Source organism: Streptomyces sp. ID05-26A (assembly GCF_033794685.1).
Lineage (GTDB): Bacteria > Actinomycetota > Actinomycetes > Mycobacteriales > Pseudonocardiaceae > Lentzea.
This window is the reverse complement of record NZ_JARAYZ010000005.1, coordinates 136,769-155,178: the sequence shown is the minus strand read 5'-3', so window position 1 is coordinate 155,178 and position 18,410 is coordinate 136,769. Positions and strand designations below refer to the sequence as shown.

Sequence of the window (18,410 nt, the reverse complement as noted above, 5' to 3'; positions counted from 1 at the left end):
GATGAACGCAACCAGCCCGGCGCGCGGAGGCGCCAGATGGTGAAACCTTGATCCACACGTGCGTGGACGGGTGTCGCCCGTTCAGCCCAGCGGGATCTCGACCGCAAATACTCAGCGCACCAGTGACTGGGCGCTCAGCTTCACCGCGAACGGGAATTGCAGCTCGATGATTTCCTCGCCGTCGGAACGGGCCTGTTCGACGTAGACACCGTTTTCGAGGTGCAGGCACCGCAGCCACGGACGGTCGTAGTCGATCATCCAGTAGTTCTCGCAGCCGACTTCCTGGAACTTCGCGCGCTTGAGTTCGAGGTCCACGTGCCGCGTCCGGGGCGACAGGACCTCGACCGCCAGCACCGGCGGCCCGATGAGCGCCTGCTTCGAGAACTGCTCGCGCCGGCCGACCACCAGGTCCGGGATGAAGACCGTGTCGTCGGCGAGCACCACGTCGACCGGCGCCGGGAGGACCTCCAGCTCCGGTGGACAGACAGCCGTGAGCGCCACCAGCAGTCGTGCGACGACGCGCTGGTGCACGGGGCGGGGTGAGGGGCTCATGACCAGCACCCCGTCGACGAGTTCGAAACGGTGCCCGTCATCAGGCATCGCCTCCAGGTCCGCCCACGTCAGCGGTCTGCCGTGGGGAAACGTCGGGACACCACCCATGGTGCGTTCCACCCCCGTGTCGAGGCCACTGTCCGCCGGACGGATCCCGGCGATGCCATTAGACAAGACTGGTCCGATTCTCACGACTCGCAAGCCCCTTTTGGCCGACCCCGCACCACTGCACGCACACGTCTTCGTCACCACCATCCCGCAGGGTGAGCGATCACTGGTCCTGCCGTGGAGGGCACCACCCGGACGGAGCAGCGAGATGGTTTCAATCGAACAAGTGGCTAATTTTTGATCAATTTTCGGGCGATTTTTGATAACGCGCCACGCCCTGCCAATTGCTCGCGAATGCGACCCTAACGGAATCTTACGAGCGAGCCAAGCACTCTGTTGGAGCAATACCTCACGAGTACCTCACACTGCGATGATCAAAACACTTCCCGCTCGATTCCGGGTAATCCGTGTGATCGCGGTGGGGACGGGGTGGGGACGGACTCGTCCACCCTCGGTGGCATCACCACCGAGGGGAGCAGGGGATGCGCAGGACCGAGGACAGGGTGCGGCAGTGGGTGGCCTTCGCCGTGCTGGCGGCGGCCGTGATCACGGTTGTGGTGCTGGGGCTTTCGCTCTAGCAAGCGTCTGCCGCGCGAAGGCCACAGCCCTGGGCTGGGGCGTGGCCTCGGCGGCGGCCACCGCCTTCTCCGCGTACCGGACGGCGGCTTCGCGGTCGCCCAGCGCCAGGTGCACGGCCGAGAGCTGCCCGAGCACGCGGTCCTCGCTCCACCAGCTGCGCCGCTCCACGATCGGCAGGCACCTCCGCAGGTGACCGAGCGCTTCGGCCGGCCTGCCCGCCAACTGGGCGTCGAGCGACAGGGCGACGAGCAGCGCCACCTGGCCGACGTGGTCTCGGACGTCCTCCATGGAGGCCAGCACCGCGTGGTCGTCCGGCAGGTTCGTGTACGCCCGGCACAACCGAGCCGCTTCCCGCGCCAGCTCGCGTGCGGTGGTGTGGTGGCCCATTTCGTAACGCCAGTAGGCGTAATCGGCCAGGGCGAGCGCTTCGCCGCGCCGGTCGGCCGACTCGCGGTAGGCGACCAGGGACCGCTCCGCGTGGGTCAGGCACTCCTCGTCGGAGAACGCGTCGAAGTGCACGTGGGCGATGTTGTGCAGCGTCAGCGCGGCGGACCGGACGTCACCGTGTTCGTCCATCAACGCGACCGCCTCCCCCATGTAGGCCAAGGCTTCCTCGGTCTGCCCGAGCTGGGCGTGGTTGATGCCGATGTTGTGCAGCGCTGCCGCCACCCCGGTCGGCGCGTTCGCCTGCCCCATCAGCACGACACCGCGTTCGAAGTACTCCAACGACCCTTCGAAGTCGTGCCGGCCGCGTGCGATCATGCCGAGCAGGCCCATCACGGACGCCTCACCGCGCAGGTCGCCGATCTGTCGCATGAGGCCCAGCGCCTCGCGCAGGTCCTTCTCCGCCCTCGGGTTGTCGTCCTCCATGTAGGCCGAACCCAGGCCCCGCAACGCCTCCGCGCGAGCCTTCAGGTCGCCGAGGTGGCGGGCGGCTCCAAGGGCGACGTTCAGCACCTCGACCCGTTCCCTGCCGGAACCGCGCAACAGCAGGTAGTGGGCGAACTGGTGCGGCAGCTGCCACGCGTGGTGGAAGAACCCCTCGTACGCCGCCAGGTAGACGGCTGCCCTGAGGTTCAGCCGCTCAGCCTCCTGCCACGCCAACGCCTCGAACGGGGTGGGGAACACCGGTGGATCGACCAGCTCGTGGGTGACCGCGGAGTCGAGCTCCGGGCGGCCGGGGGCGATCCGCCGCGCGGAGTCCTCCGCACCGCGCAGGTAGTGGTCGAGGATGCGGGCGATCGCCTCGCTCCGCTCCCCCGGCTCGACCAACGCCTTCGCGTGGTCCGCCAGCAGGTCGTGGAAGCGGTAGCGGCCGTTCTCCTTCTGCTGCACCAGGTGCGCGTCCAGGAGTTCGTCGAGCAGACGTTCGGCCTCGGCGCGGGTCGTGCCGATCACGGCGGCCGCGAGGTGAGCGTCCCAGTCCTCCCCCGTGTGCAGGCCCAGGCGCCGGAACAGACGTTGCTGCTCGGGCGTGAGTTGCTGGTAGGACAAGGCGAACGCGCCCGCGACACTGCGTTCACCGGCGGTCAGTTCCGTCAGCCGGTGCTCGGTGAGGCGGCGGACGAGGTCCTTCGCGGACCACGCCGGGCGGGTGCGCCAGCGCGCGCCGACGATCCGCACGGCCAGCGGGAGGTAGCCGCAGAGCCGCACGACCTCCCGGCAGTCCTCGTCGTCCTTGCGGGCGATGCTCGCCAGCAGGCTCAACGAGTCCTCTTCGGACAGCACGTCCAGCGAGATCGTGTGCGCCGCGTCCAGGTCCACGAGCCGGCGCCTGCTGGTGACCAGCACCAGGCCGGTGCCGGGCAGCAGCGGGCGGACCTGGGAGGTGCTGCCCGCGTTGTCGAGCACCACGAGTGCCTTGCGGTGCGCCATTTCCGCGCGCCACCGGGCGGCGCGGGCGTCCAGGCCGTCCGGGATGTCCTGCGCGGGCACGCCCAACGCCGTCAGGAGTTCCAGCAGCGCGTCCGACGGCGTGCGTGGTTCGACGCCCGCGGTGTAGGAGTGGAGGTCCACGAACAGTTGCGCGTCGGGGAACCGGGAAGCCAGGCGGTGGGCGGCGCGGACCGCGATCGTGGTCTTGCCGATGCCCGCCATGCCGTCGATCGCGGTGATCGCGACGCACCCGGACGGCACGGCGGCAAGGATCTCGTCCAGGTCCGAGGTGCGGCCCGCGAAGTCGGCGATGTCGCCGGGCAGGTCGTTGCGGGCGCGCGGGCGGTTGTCGGCCGTCAGCACCTGCTGGTGCGCCTTCTGCAGGTCCTTTCCGGGGTCGAGGCCCAGTTCGCCGGCGAGTCTGGCGCGGATGTCGTCGTACGCCTGCAACGCCTCGGTCTGCCGGTCGCAGCGGTGCAACGCCACGATCAGCTGCGCCCACAGGCGTTCCCTGGTCGGGTGCTGGCGGGTGAGCGAACGCAGTTCGGGCACCAGTCGCTCGTGCGCGCCGGCCCGCAGGTCGGCCTCGATCCTGGCTTCCAGCGTCGTGAGGTACTTCTCGGTCAACGCGGGCACGTGGTCGCGTTCGAGCGCGTCGCTGCCGATGTCCGCGAACGGGCGACCGCGCCAGAGCGCCAGCGCCTCCCTCGGTTCGAGCTGACCGAACCGGTGGACGTCGACCTCGTCGGGCCGCACGTCCAGCAGGTACCCGCCCGGTCTGGTCAGCACCAGACCCGGCAACACCTCGCGCAGGCGGCCCACCGTGGTCTGCAGGGCGTTGCGCGAACCCCCGGCCAGCTCGACCAGTTCGTCGACCCCGACCACCTGGCCGGGACGCAACAGCAACGCGGCGAGCACCACCCGCCGCTTGCCGGGTGGGACGTGGACGTGGCGCCCGTCGAGCACCACGTCCAACGGCCCGAGAAGGCCGAACGACCTCACTGCCACTGACCCCAGTGCACGACCTCGTCGAACGCCTTGCGCTTGCGGCGCTGCGGCGAGGCGCCCTCGGAGACGCCCTCCTCCGCCGAGTGCCCGATCGCGATGATGCCGATCGGCACGTACGTGTCCGGCACGCCGAACGCCGCGCGCAGCTCAGGCCAGGTCTCCTTGTCCGTGCCGAAGAACACCGCGCCCAGACCCTCGTCCACGGCCGTCTGCAGGATCAGCAGCGCGGCCATGCCGGTGTCGATGTCCCAGTACGGCACGGGCCAGCGTTCCTCGGTGAGGCCGGCCCAGACCTTGTCGGGCTCGGCGTACCGGTCGAGGTAGACCTTCTTGGACGAGAACGGGATGACGACGACCGGCGCCGTCTTGGCCTCTTCCCCGCTCCACCACTCGAACATCTCGTTGAGCCGCTTGAGCTCTTCGCCCTGCAGCACGAGAAAGCCCTGGCCCTGCGAGAACCCGGCCGACGGACCGCGCACGGCGTTGCGCATGATCCGCTGGATGCTCTCGTCGCTGACCGGCTCGTCGGTGAACTTGCGCACCATCCGCCGACGGCGGACGACGTCCTGGAACTCCACCCCGTACCTCCCCAGATAGGTCCTCCCGACCGTAGCAGCGTCCGGGGAGACCCACTTCAGAGGCGGCGAAGGCCCGCCAGCACCCGTTCGAGCAGCATCCCGTCCGGCCTGTCGTCGCCGTAGGACGACGCGGTGCGGTGCACGTCGATCAGCCCGTGCCCGGCCATGTCGCCGAGCAGCACCTTCGTGACGCCCAGCGGCAACCCGCGCAGGGCGGCGATCTCCGCCACCGAGCGGGGCTGCATGCACAGGGCCAGCACGTCCTGGTGTTCCGGCCGCACGGCGGTCGACGAGAACTCGTTGACCGAGACCAGGGTCTCGATCTCCAGGTGCACGTCGGACGTGGTGCGGCCGCCGGTCCACGCGTAGGCCCGCACGATCGACGACGACTCGACACCGGTCTCGACCGACGGCAGCGGCGGGAACGGGTCGAACGGCAGCGTGGCGTACGGGTCCGGCGTCGGCGGGGGCTCCGGCGCGCGCTTCTGCTTGGACTTCCCGCGCTTGCGGATCCGTTCGCTGTCGAAGCTGAAACCGCTGATCAGATCGCCGAAGTTGACCTGTTCGTCGGGCTCTTTCATGCGAGCTCTGCCCGCAGTTCGGGCGTGAGCAGCTGGCCCACCTGCCGCACGACGACCGTCATCTCGTAGGCGATCTGGGCGACGTCGGCCGAGGACGACGCCAGCACCGCGAGGACCGAGCCGTCGCTGATCGACGACAGCAGCATCACGCCCCGGTCCATCTGCACGACGGTGCGGACGACGGCCTCACCCGCGAAGACGTACGACGCCGACTCGGCGAGCGACACCACACCGGCCACGATCGCCGCGAACTGCGGTGCGACGTGGTGGGGCAGCTTCGAGGACGAGATCAACACCAGGCCGTCCGCGGAGATCACCACGGCGTGCTCGATGCCGGGCGTGCGTTCGGCGAAGTTGGTGACCAGCCAGCCGAACTGGTCCACCTGCGTGCTCATCGACTCTCCTGGTGGTCGGGAAGGCCGCGCTGCACACCGCGCTGGAAGGCGTCGAGGAATCCTCGGGCCGACTCCGGTGTCTGGCGTGCGGTTGCGGGGGGAGGTGGCGGTGCGGCGGCCGATTTCGTCTGCTGGAACCACGAAGCTTGCTGCCGTTCGATCGCCTCCCCTCGGAAAGACTCCCAGGACTCTTCCCGTCGTGGTGCCAGTTCGGCCGGAACCAACACGATCGCGCGAGTCCCTTGCCCCTGTTTTGCATCCAGACGTACCACGATCTGGTGGCGTGCGGCGAGCCTTCCCACGACGAAAAGTCCCATTTCGCGGAAGACCTGGACGTCCACGCCCTCCCCCGCTGCCTCAAGGCGGCGGTTCACGCCGTCGAGTGCCTCGGGGTCGATGCCGATGCCCTGGTCGACGACGTCGATCTGCACGATGCCGCCCGCCTCGATCGACGCGCTGATCGCGACCTGCGTGTGCGGCGGCGAGAAAGCCGTTGCGTTGTCGAGGAGTTCGGCCAGCAACCGGACCAGGTCGCTTGCCACGTAACCGACGACCTCGGCGTTCGGCGCCGTGTGCACCATCACGCGCTGGTACTGCTCGATCTCCGCGGCCGCCGCGCGCAGCACGTCGGTGAGCGGGATCGGCTTGTGGAACCGGCGGGCCACGTCGCCGCCGGAGAGCACCATCAGGTTCTCGTTGTTGCGGCGCATGCGGGTGGCGAGGTGGTCGAGCTTGAAGAGGTTCGCGAGCTGGTCCGGGTCCTCCTCGTACTTCTCCAGCTCCTCCATCAGCTTGAGCTGGCGTTCGACGAGGCTCTGGCTGCGCCGTGAGAGGTTCACGAAGATGTTGCGCATGTTGGCGCGCATGCCCGCCTGCTCGATGACGGACTTCACGGCCTGCTGGTGCACCGCGTCGAACGCGCGCGCCACCTGGCCGAACTCCTCGGTCGTGTGCACCGGTACAGGTTCGATCTCCGTGCTGCCGCGGCCCGTCGCGACCATCTCGGGGAGTGTGTCCCAGGCCACGTCCAGCGCGGAGCGGCGCAGCGCGTTGAGCGAACGCAGCAGGTAGCGGCCGACGACGAAACCGATGGTGGCGGCCAGGATGAGGCTGGCGAACAGGATCGCGGACGCGGTGCCGGCGGCATCACTGCTCTCGTCGCGCAGACGGTCGGCGGTGGCGCGCAGGTCGTCCTGCAGACCCGTCACCACGGTGCCCATCGAAGCGACGACGGCGTTCGTCGCCCTGCTCCAGTCCGCCGCCGCGATCGGCAACGGCTGCTTGGGCCTGTTCGCGTTGGTGCCCGTGCTGGGCGCGTCCGAGGTCGGGTGCAGCACGGCGGCGGCCAGCATCGTGCGCTGGGCCTCGGTGTCCGGGCCGCTGAAGTTCTTGCCGTAGACCTTCATCTGGTCAGGCGTCGCGAGGGCCGCGAACTCGTCCGCGATGTAGCCGAGCTTGACGTTCGACTCAACCAGCGCGCGGACCTCGGCGTTGGTGAGCTGGCCGCGGGTGAGCCCCGACAGCACGACGGCCTGCTGGTAGAGCACCTGGTCGCGGACGTGCACCACGTGGTGCAGGCCCATCGCGGTGCGCAGCAGGGCGGCGTCGCCGAACTCGCTGGCCATCACCTCGTCGACGTCGAGCAGCGAGTCGGTGAGCTCGCTGTAGATCTTGATCACCGCGGGGATGTCGTTGCTGCTGCGGTCGCGCAACACCGTCAGGTCGCCGATGCGGTTCTGGACGTCGCTGAGACGGGCGGTCACGACCTCGCTGACAGAGGTCCTGCCGATCTGGTCGCGCAGCACCGCGCGGGCGTCGTCGGTGCGCTTGCTCTGCTCGGAGAGGAGCTCCGGGCCGACGCCCTCGGCGACGATCCGCCGTTCCGCCTGCACGCCCTCGATCACGGGGATGAGAGCCGCGCGGACCTTCACGAGCCGTTGCAGTGCCGCGTAGGACTCGGCGCGCTCGATCTGGGAGTTGATGAGCACGACGCCGGCGCCCACCGCGATGGTGACCGGAACGATCAGCACCGCGGTGAGCTTGACCGGCAGGCGCCAGTTGCGCCAGTTGGTGAGCGACTTGAACATCAGACGAAGAGCTTGGCCGCGTTCAGGAAGAGCCGGTACAGGCCGTAGGCGAGCGGCAGACCCACCCACAGCCAGGCACCGATGAGCAACAAACGTTGCTGGGAGCTCACTTCTTCACCACGCCTTCCACGTCTTCCTTGTCAGCCGACTCTGCGACGTCCGCCGCCTCGGCCTCGTTCCACTTGGCGACCGTGGCCTCGTCGTCGCCCTTCGGCGAGGGCCTGTCCGTCTCGTCCGCGGCCTTGGGCTCGTGGAACTTCGGGTCGACCGGGCGGATCAACTCGTTCGCGACGAAACCGACGACCAGCAGCGCGATCATGATGTAGAACGACGTGGCGTACAAGTCGGGTCCGACGTGGCCCGCCTTCTTGCCCGCGTCCGCGATGGCGTTGACGATCAGCGGCCCGAGCACGCCCGCCACCGACCACGCGGTCAGCAGGCGGCCGTGGATCGCGCCGACCTGGTAGGTGCCGAACAGGTCGCGCAGGTACGCCGGCACGGTCGCGAAGCCCGCGCCGTAGAACGACAGGATCACCATCGCCGCGATCACGAACAGCGGGGTGCTGGTCGAGCCGACGGTCAGCAGCACCAGGTAGAGCAGCGCGCCGACGCCGAGGTAGAGGCGATAGATGTTCTTGCGGCCCACGATGTCCGAAGTGGACGACCAGACGAACCGGCCGGCCATGTTCGCGGCGGAGAGCAGTGCGACGAAACCGGTGGCGGCGGTCGCGGCGACGGGCGTCGAGGACTCCTTGAAGAAGTCGACCAGCATCGGCGCGGCCTTCTCCAGGATGCCGATGCCCGCGGTGACGTTGAAGCACAGCACGACCCACAGCAGCCAGAACTGCGGCGTCTTGATCGCGTTGTTCGCCGAGACGTTGTGGGAGACCGTGACCTTGTTGGGCTTGGCCTTGAGCAGCGCTTCCTTCTCCGCCGTGAACTCCGGGGAGGGCAGGCGGATCAGCAGCACGCCGAGGCTCATGAAGACCGCGTACACGATGCCGTGCACGAGGAAGGCCTGGCCGATGCCCGACGTGGTGGTGCCGAACGCGGACAGCATCGACGTCGACCACGGTGACGCGATCAGCGCACCGCCGCCGAAACCCATGATCGCGATGCCGGTCGCCATGCCGGGACGGTCGGGGAACCACTTGATCAGGGTCGAGACCGGCGAGATGTAGCCGATGCCGAGACCGATGCCGCCGACCAGGCCGTAACCGAGCACGACGACCCAGTACTGACCGGCCCACACGCCCGCGGCCGAGATCAGCAGACCGGAGCAGAAGGCGATCGTGGACATCAGCATGGCCCAGCGCGGGCCCCTGCGTTCAACGGTCGTGCCGAGCACCGCCGCCGACAACCCGAGCATCACGATGCCGAGCTGGAACGGCAGTGCGGACTGCGTTCCCGTGATGCCCAGGGATTTCTCCAGCGGCGTCTTGAAGACGCTCCAGGCGTATGCCTGACCAATGGAGAGATGAATCGCCAGAGCTGCGGGCGGAACGAGCCAGCGGTTCCATCCGGGAGGCGCGACCTGACGTTCGCGCGCTAAGAACCCCACTTTATCCCCAACCGTCACCACTTAATGCGGACCGATCGATCCTAGGCCAGGTGCACACGTGCGACAACGGTCTTGACGAAGGCTTCAGGTGTTGCACACGACGCAACTCGCGACCGTCCACTTGATACAACGCCTGGGTCGAACCATTTGAGACGAATGGGGCGCCGGTTTTCAGTCCGGTTTCTGTCCGACCGAGCTCTCGCATTGGTCCGGTTTCGTCCGTTTCCGGGAGCTCCGTCACGTTGACTGCACACGTGAGAGCGCTAGAGTGGGCGCCGCACACGAGGGGCAGGGGTACATGACCAAGGCGATGAGGTCGCCTGGCGAAGCACAGCACGAGTACCGGGAAATCAGGGGTTTCGCGTCGTTCGACGACCCCGATACTTTGTCGTACGTCGATTCCGACGGCACCCCGAACTACGAGCTGATTCGGCAGACCGACGAATTCCGCACTCTCCGTCGCCGTCTCACGACGTTCATCTTCCCGATGACCGCGCTTTTCCTGGCGTCCTACCTGACGTTCGTACTGCTGTCCGCGTACGCGAAAGACTTCGTCAGCACCAAGGTGATCGGTGTGATCAACCTCGGGATCCTGCTGGGCCTCGGACAGTTCGTGACTTCGATCATCATCACGCTCGGTTATGCCCGTTACGCAAAGCGACGGCTGGACCCGCAGCGGAAATTGCTCGCCGAGAAGACAGGCGTCGAGGAGTAAGTCATGCCCACCACCGGCAACCCGGTGCTGAACCTCAGCGTCTTCGCGGTGTTCGTCCTGATCACCCTTTACATCGTCTACCGCTTCAGCAGCCGGAACGTGACGGCGTCGGACTACTACGCCGCCGGCAGCTCGTTCACCGGTGCCCAGAACGGCGTGGCGCTGTCCGGTGACTTCCTGTCCGCCGCGTCGTTCCTCGGCATCTCCGGCGGCATCGCGGCACACGGCTACGACGGGTTCCTCTACTCCGTCGGCTGGGTCGTCGCGTGGCTCGTCGGCCTGCTGCTGATCGCGGAGGGCCTGCGCAACACCGGCCGCTTCACCGTCGGCGACGTGCTGGCGTTCCGGATGAAGCAGCGCCCTGTCCGCGCCGCCGCCGCGAACGCGACGCTGGTGATCTCGTTCTTCTACATGATCGCGCAGATGGCGGGCGCCGGCGGCCTGATCGCGTTGCTGCTCAACGTGACCTCGAAGTGGGGCCAGGCGATCCTGATCGCGCTGGTCGGCATGGTCATGGTGCTCTACGTGCTGCTCGGCGGCATGAAGGGCACGACCTGGGTGCAGATCATCAAGGCCGTCCTGCTGCTGCTCTGCGTGACGCTGATGAGCGTGTTCCTGCTGGGCAAGTTCGGGTTCAGCCTGTCGGCGATCATGCAGCAGGCCACCGAGAACAACCAGCTCGGCGAAGCCGTGCTGGACCCCGGTGCGAAGTACGGCTTCAGCGCGATGTCCAAACTGGACTTCGTCTCGCTGGCGCTGTCGCTGGTGCTGGGCATCGCGTCCCTGCCGCACGTGCTGATGCGCTTCTACACCGTGCCGAACGCCTCCGAGGCACGCCGTTCGGTCGTGTGGGCGACCTGGACGATGGTCATCTTCTACCTGTGCACGCTGGTGATCGGCTTCGGCGCGATGGCACTGGTCGGCACGGACAAGATCGCGGCCTCACCGGGTGGCGAGAACTCCGCCGCGCCGCTGCTCGCGTTCGAGATCGGTGGCGCGGTGCTGCTCGGCATCGTGTCCGCGGTCGCGTTCGCCACGATCCTCGCGGTCGTCGCCGGCCTGACGCTGGCGGCCTCCGCCTCGTTCGCCCACGACGTCTACGCGAACGTGATCAAGCGAGGCAACGCCGAACCGCGCCGGGAGATCCGGGTCGCCCGGCTGACCGCCGTCGTCGTCGGCATCCTGTCGATCATCGGCGGCATCGCGGCGAACGGGCAGAACGTCGCGTTCCTCGTGTCGCTGGCACTGGCGCTGGCCGCCTCGGCGAACCTGTCGACGATCCTCTACACGATCTTCTGGCGGCGCTTCAACACCACCGGCACGCTGTGGAGCATCTACGGCGGCCTGGGCTCGTGCCTCGTGCTGATCATCTTCTCGCCGGTGATGTCGGGCGCGAGGACGTCGATCTTCCCGGACGTCGACTTCGCCTGGTTCCCGCTCGGCAACCCCGGTCTGGTGTCGATCCCGTTCTCGTTCCTGTGCGGGTTCCTCGCCACGATCTTCTCCAAGCGCGAGCCGGAGATGGCGGCCAAGGCGGCGGAGATGGAAGTCCGCGCGATCTCAGGTATCGGCGCCCGCACCTAGTGGCGTGGCTCAGAACGTTGCCGGTGTATTCGTGGTCAGACGGGTGTCTCGTGGTGCCGCCCCCACGTCCTCGTACTGGTTGTACGGGGGCGTGGGGGCGGTGCCGCGAGGCGCCCTGCTGAGCGCGGATACGCCGCCGACGTTCTGAGTCACGCCACTAGTTCCCGGGGATGATCCCGGACTCGTGGGCGATGATGGCCGCCTGCACGCGGTTCTTGACGCCCAACTGCCGGAAGATCGTGCTGACGTAGACCTTGATCGTGCCCTCCACGACGTAGAGGCGTGTCGCGATCTCGGCGTTGGACAGGCCGGCGCCGACCAGGCCGAGCACCTCGCGTTCGCGTGCGGTCAGCACCTCGATCCGTTGCGTGGCAAGGGGTCGGGGGTGGGCGCGGGAGAGCCTGTCGACCACTCTCTTGGCCACCATCGGGGACAGGAACGCGCCGCCGTTCGCCACCGCGCGGACCCCGGAGATGATCTCCTGCGGGTCGCCGGTCTTCAGCACGAACCCCGCCGCGCCCTCCCCCAGCGCCCGGCTGATGTACGCGTCGTCCGCGAAAGTCGTCAGCACCAGCGTCTTCGTGCCCGGATGGCACTCGCGGATCACCTTGGCCGCGTCCAGGCCGTCGAACACGGGCATGCGGATGTCGAGCACGGCGACGTCAGGGCGGTGCCGGGCGACGAGGTCGATCACCGCGCTGCCGTTCTCCGCCTCGGCGACCACCTCGATGTCCCCGGAGGTCGCCAGGACGGCCTTCACGCCGAACCTGACCACCGGTTCGTCGTCGGCGAGCACGACCCTGATCAACCGGTCCCCCTGGCGAGCCACTGCTTGTGCACGAGCCGATCATCCCGGAAGCACAGCTGGTGCAGGTCGTGGCGGTTGCCGTCGAACGGGTTGGGGTGCGTGCTGTAGTAGCGGCACTCGGTGCGCGGCGGCGCGGTGACGCCCAAGGGGTTGTCGACGCGCGTGCGCCACGGCAAGTCGAGATCGTCCTCGTTCTGCCCGAACTGTGCCCGTTCGAACTGCTGCGGTGTGAGAACGGACGTCACGGCGTCGAACACCATGTAGCCCGGCACACCGACCGCGATCCCCGCGCACACGACCGAGGTGATCAACACCGTGCGTTTGGTGCTCTTGCGGAGTTCCTTCTCCGTACGTTCACGGCGCACGTGCGTTGGCGTGGTGCGGGCCCGTGGGCGTTCCGGGAGCTTCGCCCTCACCTCGAACCCACCGTCGTCGCTCGGTGCCGCCTCGAACCAGCCGCCGACGAGCGCGACGCGTTCGGCGAGGCCCACCAGGCCCTTGCCGCTGCCGACCGCCTGAGTCCTCGGCGCCGGGCCGTTGGTGATGCGGAGTTCGAGCTTCGCGGTCAGGCTCACGGTGACCTTCGCGCCGGGGGCGTGCTTGATCACGTTCGTCAGCGCCTCGGCGACGACCCGGTGCACGGTTCGCGCGATGATGCCGTCGATCGCGGTCCTGCGGTTGTTCGTGAGCTCGACGTCGAGTCCGCTCCTGGCGACGACCTCCTCGATCGTCGCGACGGGTTCGTCCTCGTCGGCCCGGAGCACCTGCATGACGTCGGCGAGCCGTTCCGCCGCGGCCGTGACGCTGGCACGGGCGGTTTTGGCTGCCTCACGTTGTTCCGGGGTGAGCGTCGGTTCCAGCTCCAGCGCGCCGGTCAGCAGCGCGGCCCGGGCGAGCTCGTGGCCGACGAGGTCGTGCATCTCGCCGGCGAGCCGGGCACGTTCGGCGTTGCGGGCGTTCTCCACGCTGCGTTCCAGCAGCGAGGCGTGCTCCCAGCCGACCTCGCGCAGCTCCGCGTACCGGCGCCGCAGCCGCCCGAAGGCCCACGGGACGACACCGAGAACACCGATGCCGGAGGTGACGGCGAGCGCGGTGTCCGACCCGCCGCGCTCGGTCAGGGCGACGACGACGCCCGCGATCTCGGCGAGGGTCAGGGTGATCGCGGACGGGCGCGGGTCCAAGGCGTAGCGGCCGGCGAGGAAGCTGACCAGTGCGAGTGCGGGAGCCAGCGCGAGCACGGGCACGTCGAACTCGACGCTGACGAGGTAGCAGACGAGCCAGGTTCCCAGTGCGAGCCCCAGAGCGACCGCCGGCCGCCTGCGCACGACGACGAAGGCCGCGGCGAACAGGACCAGGTAGAGCAGAACCTCCCACACGACCGCCATCATCGCAGTCGCTGCATCACCACGGTCGGTGCGTCCATCTCCCTGCTCTGGCTCTTCGGCGGCATCTTCTTCTTCAACAGCAACGCGATCCCCCACGACACCAACGCGCCGAGCGCCAGTCCCGCCATCACGTCGTGCACGTAGTGGACACCCACGATCACCCGTGACGACGCCGCCGCGATCGCGCACACCGCCGCGATCCAGCCATAAGTCCGGTGCAGCGCCCAGATCGCCATCGCGGACGCACCCGCGATCACCGAGTGGTTGCTGGGGAACGACCAGTCGCCGACCTCGGGGCACTCCGCGATCGACGGCCGCGTCCGGCAGGGCCGGTCCTCCTGCACGACCAGCTTGACGACCTCGCTGATCGCGTAAGCCACCACCACACCGGCACCGGCGAGGAACGCCCGCAGCCTGTGCTTGAACCACAACAACAAGAACATCAGCGCGAACACACCGAGCACCGCATCGGTGCCCACAGTCAGCCAGGTCACCCAGCCGAACCTACGAAGATCCCGGTTCGCCCACCTCTGCCGTTCGGCACCGCTTGCCCCTGACTTTCGACAAGGAATGCATCAACACAAATAGCGACACAAAACAGTACTTCGGTCACCGACATTATCCCTCGACCGATATTCAATAACTCCCATACTTTGGTCACCGAATTGACAACATAGGGTGACTATGGAGATCCTCAGCGTCATGCGCACCGCAGTCGTCCTGGTAGGACGCCTCCACGTGGACCTGGGCCACCAGGCCAGCGCACTCTGTCGCTCCCTGTAGAGCACCCTTCCCCGCTACACCGCTGCTTTCCGCGCACCGCCGGAAAACAGTGAATTCGGCATGCCCGAAACAAGGAGAACAACGCAATGCGATGGCGAAAAACCCTGGCCGGAGCCGCAGTCGCGGTACTCGCGGCCGGCGTCGTCACGGCAAGTGGGGACAACTCCCCCGCTTATGCCGATGTGCAGACGTTCGTCGACAGCAAGACCGCCACTGACGGCAAGCAGTACTGGGTGAAGAACCACCTCACCCCGCAGGCACAGACTCGCAGCGACGGCGAGCGCAAGAAGTGGCTTCTCGTCTGGGCTGGAGACGAGAACATCGCGGACACGCTCGTGAAGGACCTCAAGAACCTGCCGGGGTCTTTGACCGGCGGACTCGGCAAGGTCACCAACGCGTTGCCCGGTCCCGACTTCCTCGCGGTCATCGACGCGACGGAGGGCTCGCCCAGTTACGGCAAGGTCGTGAACACCGCGACCGTCGGACCGCTGGTCGAGAACGAGCCACACCACATGCAGTACGTGTGGCACAAGGGCGACACGATCTACGCGGGCGCGCTGTTCGCGGCGGCCACCTACGCGTTCGACGTGAGTGCGTTGCCGCAACTGAAGCTCAAGGGCATCAGCCTGCCGACGAACACGCTCGGCGGCAGCGTTCCGGACGCCTACTGGACGTTGAAGGACGGCACGGCCTACGGCACCTACATAGGCGGTCCCGTGGTGCCCGGCCCGTACGTCTACGCCAACGGGCAGACGGTGGTGGGCAACGGTTTCGCGGGCTCACCGGGGTCGCTGGTGCGGTTCGACCGGAACGGCGAGGTGCTCTCCCAGGTGTCGGCTGCGACACCTCAGGGCGACGACCCGAAGCTGTGCGCGAACCTGCCTCGCCTCGGCGCGCCGTCCTGCGCGAACCCGCACGGCATCCAGGCGCGGGAAGACCTGAACATCCTCGTGACGAGCGACTACGCCGAGCCGCGCAACATCATCCTCGACCCGGTCAAGGCGCCCTCGCCCTACCTGCGCCGCCCGACCGTGCGCACGTGGGACATCTCCGACCGGAACAACCCGAGGCTCAAGGCCGTGAGCTACCTGCAGAACGGGCCGCGCTCCGATCCCGCCGACCCGCTGCACCAGGAGAGCCGCGCGGTCATGGAGACGACGGTGACGAACCTGCCCGGTCACAAGGGCGCGTTCGCCCAGACCATGCAGGGCGGCGCGGTGCACTACACGCCGGACATCACCGCGGCCGAGCCGCACTGGTACGAGGTGTTCGACGACGGGTCGGCCGGCAAGGCGATCCACGCGGGCAACGACTCCAACGGCGGCGGGTCGAACGGCGGCTGGATCCAGACGTCGCCGGACGACCGGTTCCTGTACCGGGCGATCTCCGGACGCGGCAAGGGAGCCCTCGGGCCGAACGACCCCGGCACCACCGGTGGCGTGTACGTGCTGAACATCGAGAAGCTGCTGGCGGCGGGCACGAACTTCCAGTGCCGCGTCGACACGTTGGCGGAGGCGCAGAACGGCGGCGCCGAGGCGGACTGCCCGACCCTCGCCGGAGCAGTCCCGATCAACCCCGGCACGCCCGCGGCGGGTCCGCACTGGGGCGCGTACGACAACTTCGAACTCGGCTCCGACGGCTTCTACCGCGAGATCAGCTCGCCGAAGCGCATCGCGGTGTCGAACTACTTCGTCGCGCGCACCGGCCTCGACGGTGACCACAAGGTCAACATGGTGAAGGTCGGTGACGACGGGAAGCTGACCCTGGACACGTCGTTCAAGGACGAGTTCAGCGGCCAGGTCGGCATCAACTTCAACCGCAAGGACTGGCCGCACGGCCCGTTCGGCAACGCGAAGCCGCACTCCGAACTGTTCGTGATCTCGGATGCGGACGTGAAGTAATGGATCATCCCCACGGAGGTTTCGAGGCGGTCGAGGGCGTCTCGCCCTGGGTCGTCGTGGTGCGGCTCGTGTTGTTGCTCGTGTCGGCCCTGATCGCAGGTTCCGGCCTCGCGGTCACGGTCCCGAAATGGGTGAGGGCCGCGAACTTCGCACTCGCGGCGGTCGCCCTCGGGCTCGTCACGGTGTCGGTCGTGGCGTTCGACGCGCACGTGCTCGGTGCCGCGGCACACGGTGTTCTCGTCGTCGCGGTGCCTGTGCTGCTGGGCACACCCGCCGTCCGGTGGGTGGCGGGCGCGTTGACGTTGCTGCTCGTGATCGAGACCTCCGTGGGGGACTCCGGCCTCTTGCTGGTGGCCAACACCGTCTACGTGGCCGGTGCGGTCGCGTGGGTGGCGCTGGCCCTGTCGCCGGGCTCGCGGTTCCGGCAGCACGCGCTCTCGTTGGGCGTGGTGCTGGCGCTGGCAGGCCTGGTGCGGCTGGTGTCGTCCGGGCTCGCGTTCGACCGGCGGATCCACGAGACGCTGCTCGGTGCCGGGCTCGTGGTCGTGGTGCTGCTCCCGTTGGCGGCACTGGGGATCCGCCGGTGGGGAACTCCTGTGGTCGCGGCCTCGCTGCTCGTCTGGAGCGGGCTGGCCGCGATCCCCTCGCCACAGGAGCTCCCGGCGCCCGGGGTTCCGGTGCTGGCCTCGGCCGCGGGGTTCCCCGTGCTGATCAGCCCGCACCGGCCCGGCCGCAACCTCGTGCACTTCCCGTCCAGCGCGGGAAACCCGACCGTCAGCGTCGGTTCGGTCGAGGTGCCGGCCGTGCCCGTCGCGGGTGCGGACGGCACGTGGGCCGAGGTCGACCTGCCCGCCGGACGGGGATCGCTCACCGTCCGGTCCGGCGACGACAGCTCCTCGGTCCGGTTCGACACCGGCACCGCTCCCGGTCCGGCACCGGACGTCGAGTGCGCGTCGGCGGCACTCGGTGGGCTGGTCGCGGGCAAGAAGGACGTGCTCGCGTCCTGCCCGTCCGACGGGCTGTCCACTGAGGACTCGGACTCGCTGACGAAGCTGGTGACGTTCTTGAAGAACAAGGGCGTCACCAGCGTCCGGCTGGTCACGGACTCCTCGCCTCGGTCGGTTCAGGCCTCCGCACTGGTCAGCGCCGGGCTGCGGGTGGAGGACTCCGGGGACGCGCTGGTCGTGCTGTCCGGCTGGTCCGACGCCTACCGCGCGTTGTCCAAGGCAGGAGTCGAACAGGCAGAGAACCCCGTCTATCCGCACGGCCTGTACGTCGCACCGTGGTTGCTCACAACCCCGATCGCGACGTCGGTGACCACGTTGGCCGTGCCCTTGAGGTTCGACCCCCGCGAACAGTTGCCGATCGGCTACGCGATCGAGATCGGCAACTCCTTCGGCGGCGCGAACCCGACCCCCGCCGGGTTCCGGTCCTGGCTGGGTGGCCAGTCCGCCGGCGACCAGGTGCAGATCTACGCGGTCGCGCAGGTGACCGCGATGCCGATGGGACCGGGCGAGGCGCACGGTCCCGGCATGCCCATGCAGGAAGAGCTGGCGGGGCAATGGGTCCCGAAAGCCACCGTCGTACCGGTCAGCCCGGTGCTGTCGTAAGGAGAGAGATGGACGTCACCCCCGTCCTCGCGCTGGTCTTCGAACTGCTCAAGTTCGTCGGCGGCTGAGTTTCCCCCTCTGTGAAAGGAAGTTCCATGAAGAAGATCGTTGCCGCGGCCGTGCTCAGCGGTGCCGTGCTCGCCGGTTTCGCCTCGCCCGCGCTCGCCGACCCGGTGGTCGTGGACAAGCCCGACACCAGTGACCTCAACGACAAGTGGACGTTCGCACCTCTGGGCGTCCCGGTCTTCGGCCTGGTCGAGTCCGTGGTCAAGGCCCCCAACTTCATCATCCCCAACTAGC

Annotated in this window: 16 protein-coding genes; 5 read left to right on the top strand and 11 right to left on the bottom strand. The window is 68.2% G+C overall.

All coding sequences use genetic code 11. The annotated features are described in order from the left end of the window. Positions 1-111 precede the first annotated feature (111 nt). The 8 genes from PV646_RS35345 to PV646_RS35310 form a co-directional block, all read right to left on the bottom strand. A complete protein-coding gene (locus PV646_RS35345; protein ID WP_500346655.1) occupies positions 112-660 on the bottom strand; it encodes a Uma2 family endonuclease in 549 nt (182 codons plus the stop codon). A gap of 546 nt (positions 661-1,206) precedes the next feature. Then, complete coding sequence (locus PV646_RS35340) at positions 1,207-4,122, bottom strand: AfsR/SARP family transcriptional regulator (RefSeq protein WP_500346654.1); 2,916 nt, start codon at positions 4,120-4,122, stop codon at positions 1,207-1,209. Further along, positions 4,113-4,700, bottom strand: coding sequence for a nitroreductase family protein (locus PV646_RS35335; RefSeq protein WP_500346653.1), 588 nt, complete (start codon positions 4,698-4,700; stop codon positions 4,113-4,115). Before PV646_RS35335 ends, PV646_RS35340 begins: the two co-directional genes overlap by 10 nt. A gap of 56 nt (positions 4,701-4,756) precedes the next feature. Next, positions 4,757-5,281 carry a DUF742 domain-containing protein gene (locus tag PV646_RS35330; RefSeq protein ID WP_500346652.1) on the bottom strand — a complete coding sequence of 175 codons (525 nt, stop codon included), beginning with the start codon at positions 5,279-5,281 and terminating at the stop codon, positions 4,757-4,759. Beyond that, complete coding sequence (locus PV646_RS35325) at positions 5,278-5,676, bottom strand: roadblock/LC7 domain-containing protein (RefSeq protein ID WP_500346651.1); 399 nt, start codon at positions 5,674-5,676, stop codon at positions 5,278-5,280. The genes PV646_RS35330 and PV646_RS35325 overlap by 4 nt, the downstream gene beginning before the upstream one ends. Next, positions 5,673-7,763, bottom strand: coding sequence for a sensor histidine kinase (locus PV646_RS35320; protein WP_500346650.1), 2,091 nt, complete (start codon positions 7,761-7,763; stop codon positions 5,673-5,675). The genes PV646_RS35325 and PV646_RS35320 overlap by 4 nt, the downstream gene beginning before the upstream one ends. Next, a complete protein-coding gene (locus PV646_RS35315; RefSeq protein ID WP_433203837.1) occupies positions 7,763-7,873 on the bottom strand; it encodes an MFS transporter small subunit in 111 nt (36 codons plus the stop codon). Before PV646_RS35315 ends, PV646_RS35320 begins: the two co-directional genes overlap by 1 nt. Continuing rightward, positions 7,870-9,324: an OFA family MFS transporter gene (locus PV646_RS35310; protein WP_500346649.1), complete on the bottom strand. Its 1,455-nt coding sequence runs from the start codon at positions 9,322-9,324 to the stop codon at positions 7,870-7,872. Before PV646_RS35310 ends, PV646_RS35315 begins: the two co-directional genes overlap by 4 nt. 298 nt (positions 9,325-9,622) lie before the next feature. Here PV646_RS35310 and PV646_RS35305 point away from each other — a divergent pair, with 298 nt between their 5' ends. Beyond that, a complete protein-coding gene (locus tag PV646_RS35305) occupies positions 9,623-10,039 on the top strand; it encodes a DUF485 domain-containing protein (protein ID WP_500346648.1) in 417 nt (138 codons plus the stop codon). Between the two features lie 3 nt (positions 10,040-10,042). Beyond that, a complete protein-coding gene (locus PV646_RS35300) occupies positions 10,043-11,623 on the top strand; it encodes a monocarboxylic acid transporter (protein ID WP_500346647.1) in 1,581 nt (526 codons plus the stop codon). 157 nt (positions 11,624-11,780) lie between these two features. Here the strand turns inward: PV646_RS35300 and PV646_RS35295 are convergent, their stop codons facing one another. Genes PV646_RS35295 through PV646_RS35285 form a run of 3 tightly spaced genes read right to left on the bottom strand, consistent with a single transcriptional unit; the run spans position 11,781 to position 14,310 of the window. Beyond that, a complete protein-coding gene (locus PV646_RS35295; protein WP_500346646.1) occupies positions 11,781-12,431 on the bottom strand; it encodes a response regulator in 651 nt (216 codons plus the stop codon). Beyond that, complete coding sequence (locus PV646_RS35290; RefSeq protein ID WP_500346645.1) at positions 12,428-13,807, bottom strand: sensor histidine kinase; 1,380 nt, start codon at positions 13,805-13,807, stop codon at positions 12,428-12,430. Before PV646_RS35290 ends, PV646_RS35295 begins: the two co-directional genes overlap by 4 nt. A gap of 8 nt (positions 13,808-13,815) precedes the next feature. After that, entirely contained in the window at positions 13,816-14,310 is a 495-nt protein-coding gene (locus tag PV646_RS35285) for a phosphatase PAP2 family protein (RefSeq protein WP_500346644.1), read from the bottom strand. Positions 14,311-14,685: 375 nt separating this feature from the next. Here PV646_RS35285 and PV646_RS35280 point away from each other — a divergent pair, with 375 nt between their 5' ends. The 3 genes from PV646_RS35280 to PV646_RS35270 all read left to right on the top strand — a co-directional run bounded on the left by PV646_RS35280 (position 14,686) and on the right by PV646_RS35270 (position 18,409). After that, a complete protein-coding gene (locus PV646_RS35280; protein ID WP_500346643.1) occupies positions 14,686-16,500 on the top strand; it encodes a hypothetical protein in 1,815 nt (604 codons plus the stop codon). Then, a complete protein-coding gene (locus tag PV646_RS35275) occupies positions 16,500-18,110 on the top strand; it encodes a hypothetical protein (protein WP_500346642.1) in 1,611 nt (536 codons plus the stop codon). Before PV646_RS35280 ends, PV646_RS35275 begins: the two co-directional genes overlap by 1 nt. A 95-nt stretch (positions 18,111-18,205) precedes the next feature. Further along, positions 18,206-18,409: a hypothetical protein gene (locus PV646_RS35270; protein WP_500346641.1), complete on the top strand. Its 204-nt coding sequence runs from the start codon at positions 18,206-18,208 to the stop codon at positions 18,407-18,409. Position 18,410: the final 1 nt, after the last annotated feature.

What these genes read in the sequence shown, in the direction of transcription:
- PV646_RS35345 (WP_500346655.1), bottom strand. Translation starts at nt 660, where the DNA reads ATGGGTGGTGTCCCGACGTTTCCCCACGGCAGACCGCTGACGTGGGCG.
- PV646_RS35330 (WP_500346652.1), bottom strand. Translation starts at nt 5,281, where the DNA reads ATGAAAGAGCCCGACGAACAGGTCAACTTCGGCGATCTGATCAGCGGT.
- PV646_RS35325 (WP_500346651.1), bottom strand. Translation starts at nt 5,676, where the DNA reads ATGAGCACGCAGGTGGACCAGTTCGGCTGGCTGGTCACCAACTTCGCC.
- PV646_RS35320 (WP_500346650.1), bottom strand. Translation starts at nt 7,763, where the DNA reads ATGTTCAAGTCGCTCACCAACTGGCGCAACTGGCGCCTGCCGGTCAAG.
- PV646_RS35305 (WP_500346648.1), top strand. Translation starts at nt 9,623, where the DNA reads ATGACCAAGGCGATGAGGTCGCCTGGCGAAGCACAGCACGAGTACCGG.
- PV646_RS35300 (WP_500346647.1), top strand. Translation starts at nt 10,043, where the DNA reads ATGCCCACCACCGGCAACCCGGTGCTGAACCTCAGCGTCTTCGCGGTG.
- PV646_RS35280 (WP_500346643.1), top strand. Translation starts at nt 14,686, where the DNA reads ATGCGATGGCGAAAAACCCTGGCCGGAGCCGCAGTCGCGGTACTCGCG.
- PV646_RS35275 (WP_500346642.1), top strand. Translation starts at nt 16,500, where the DNA reads ATGGATCATCCCCACGGAGGTTTCGAGGCGGTCGAGGGCGTCTCGCCC.
- PV646_RS35270 (WP_500346641.1), top strand. Translation starts at nt 18,206, where the DNA reads ATGAAGAAGATCGTTGCCGCGGCCGTGCTCAGCGGTGCCGTGCTCGCC.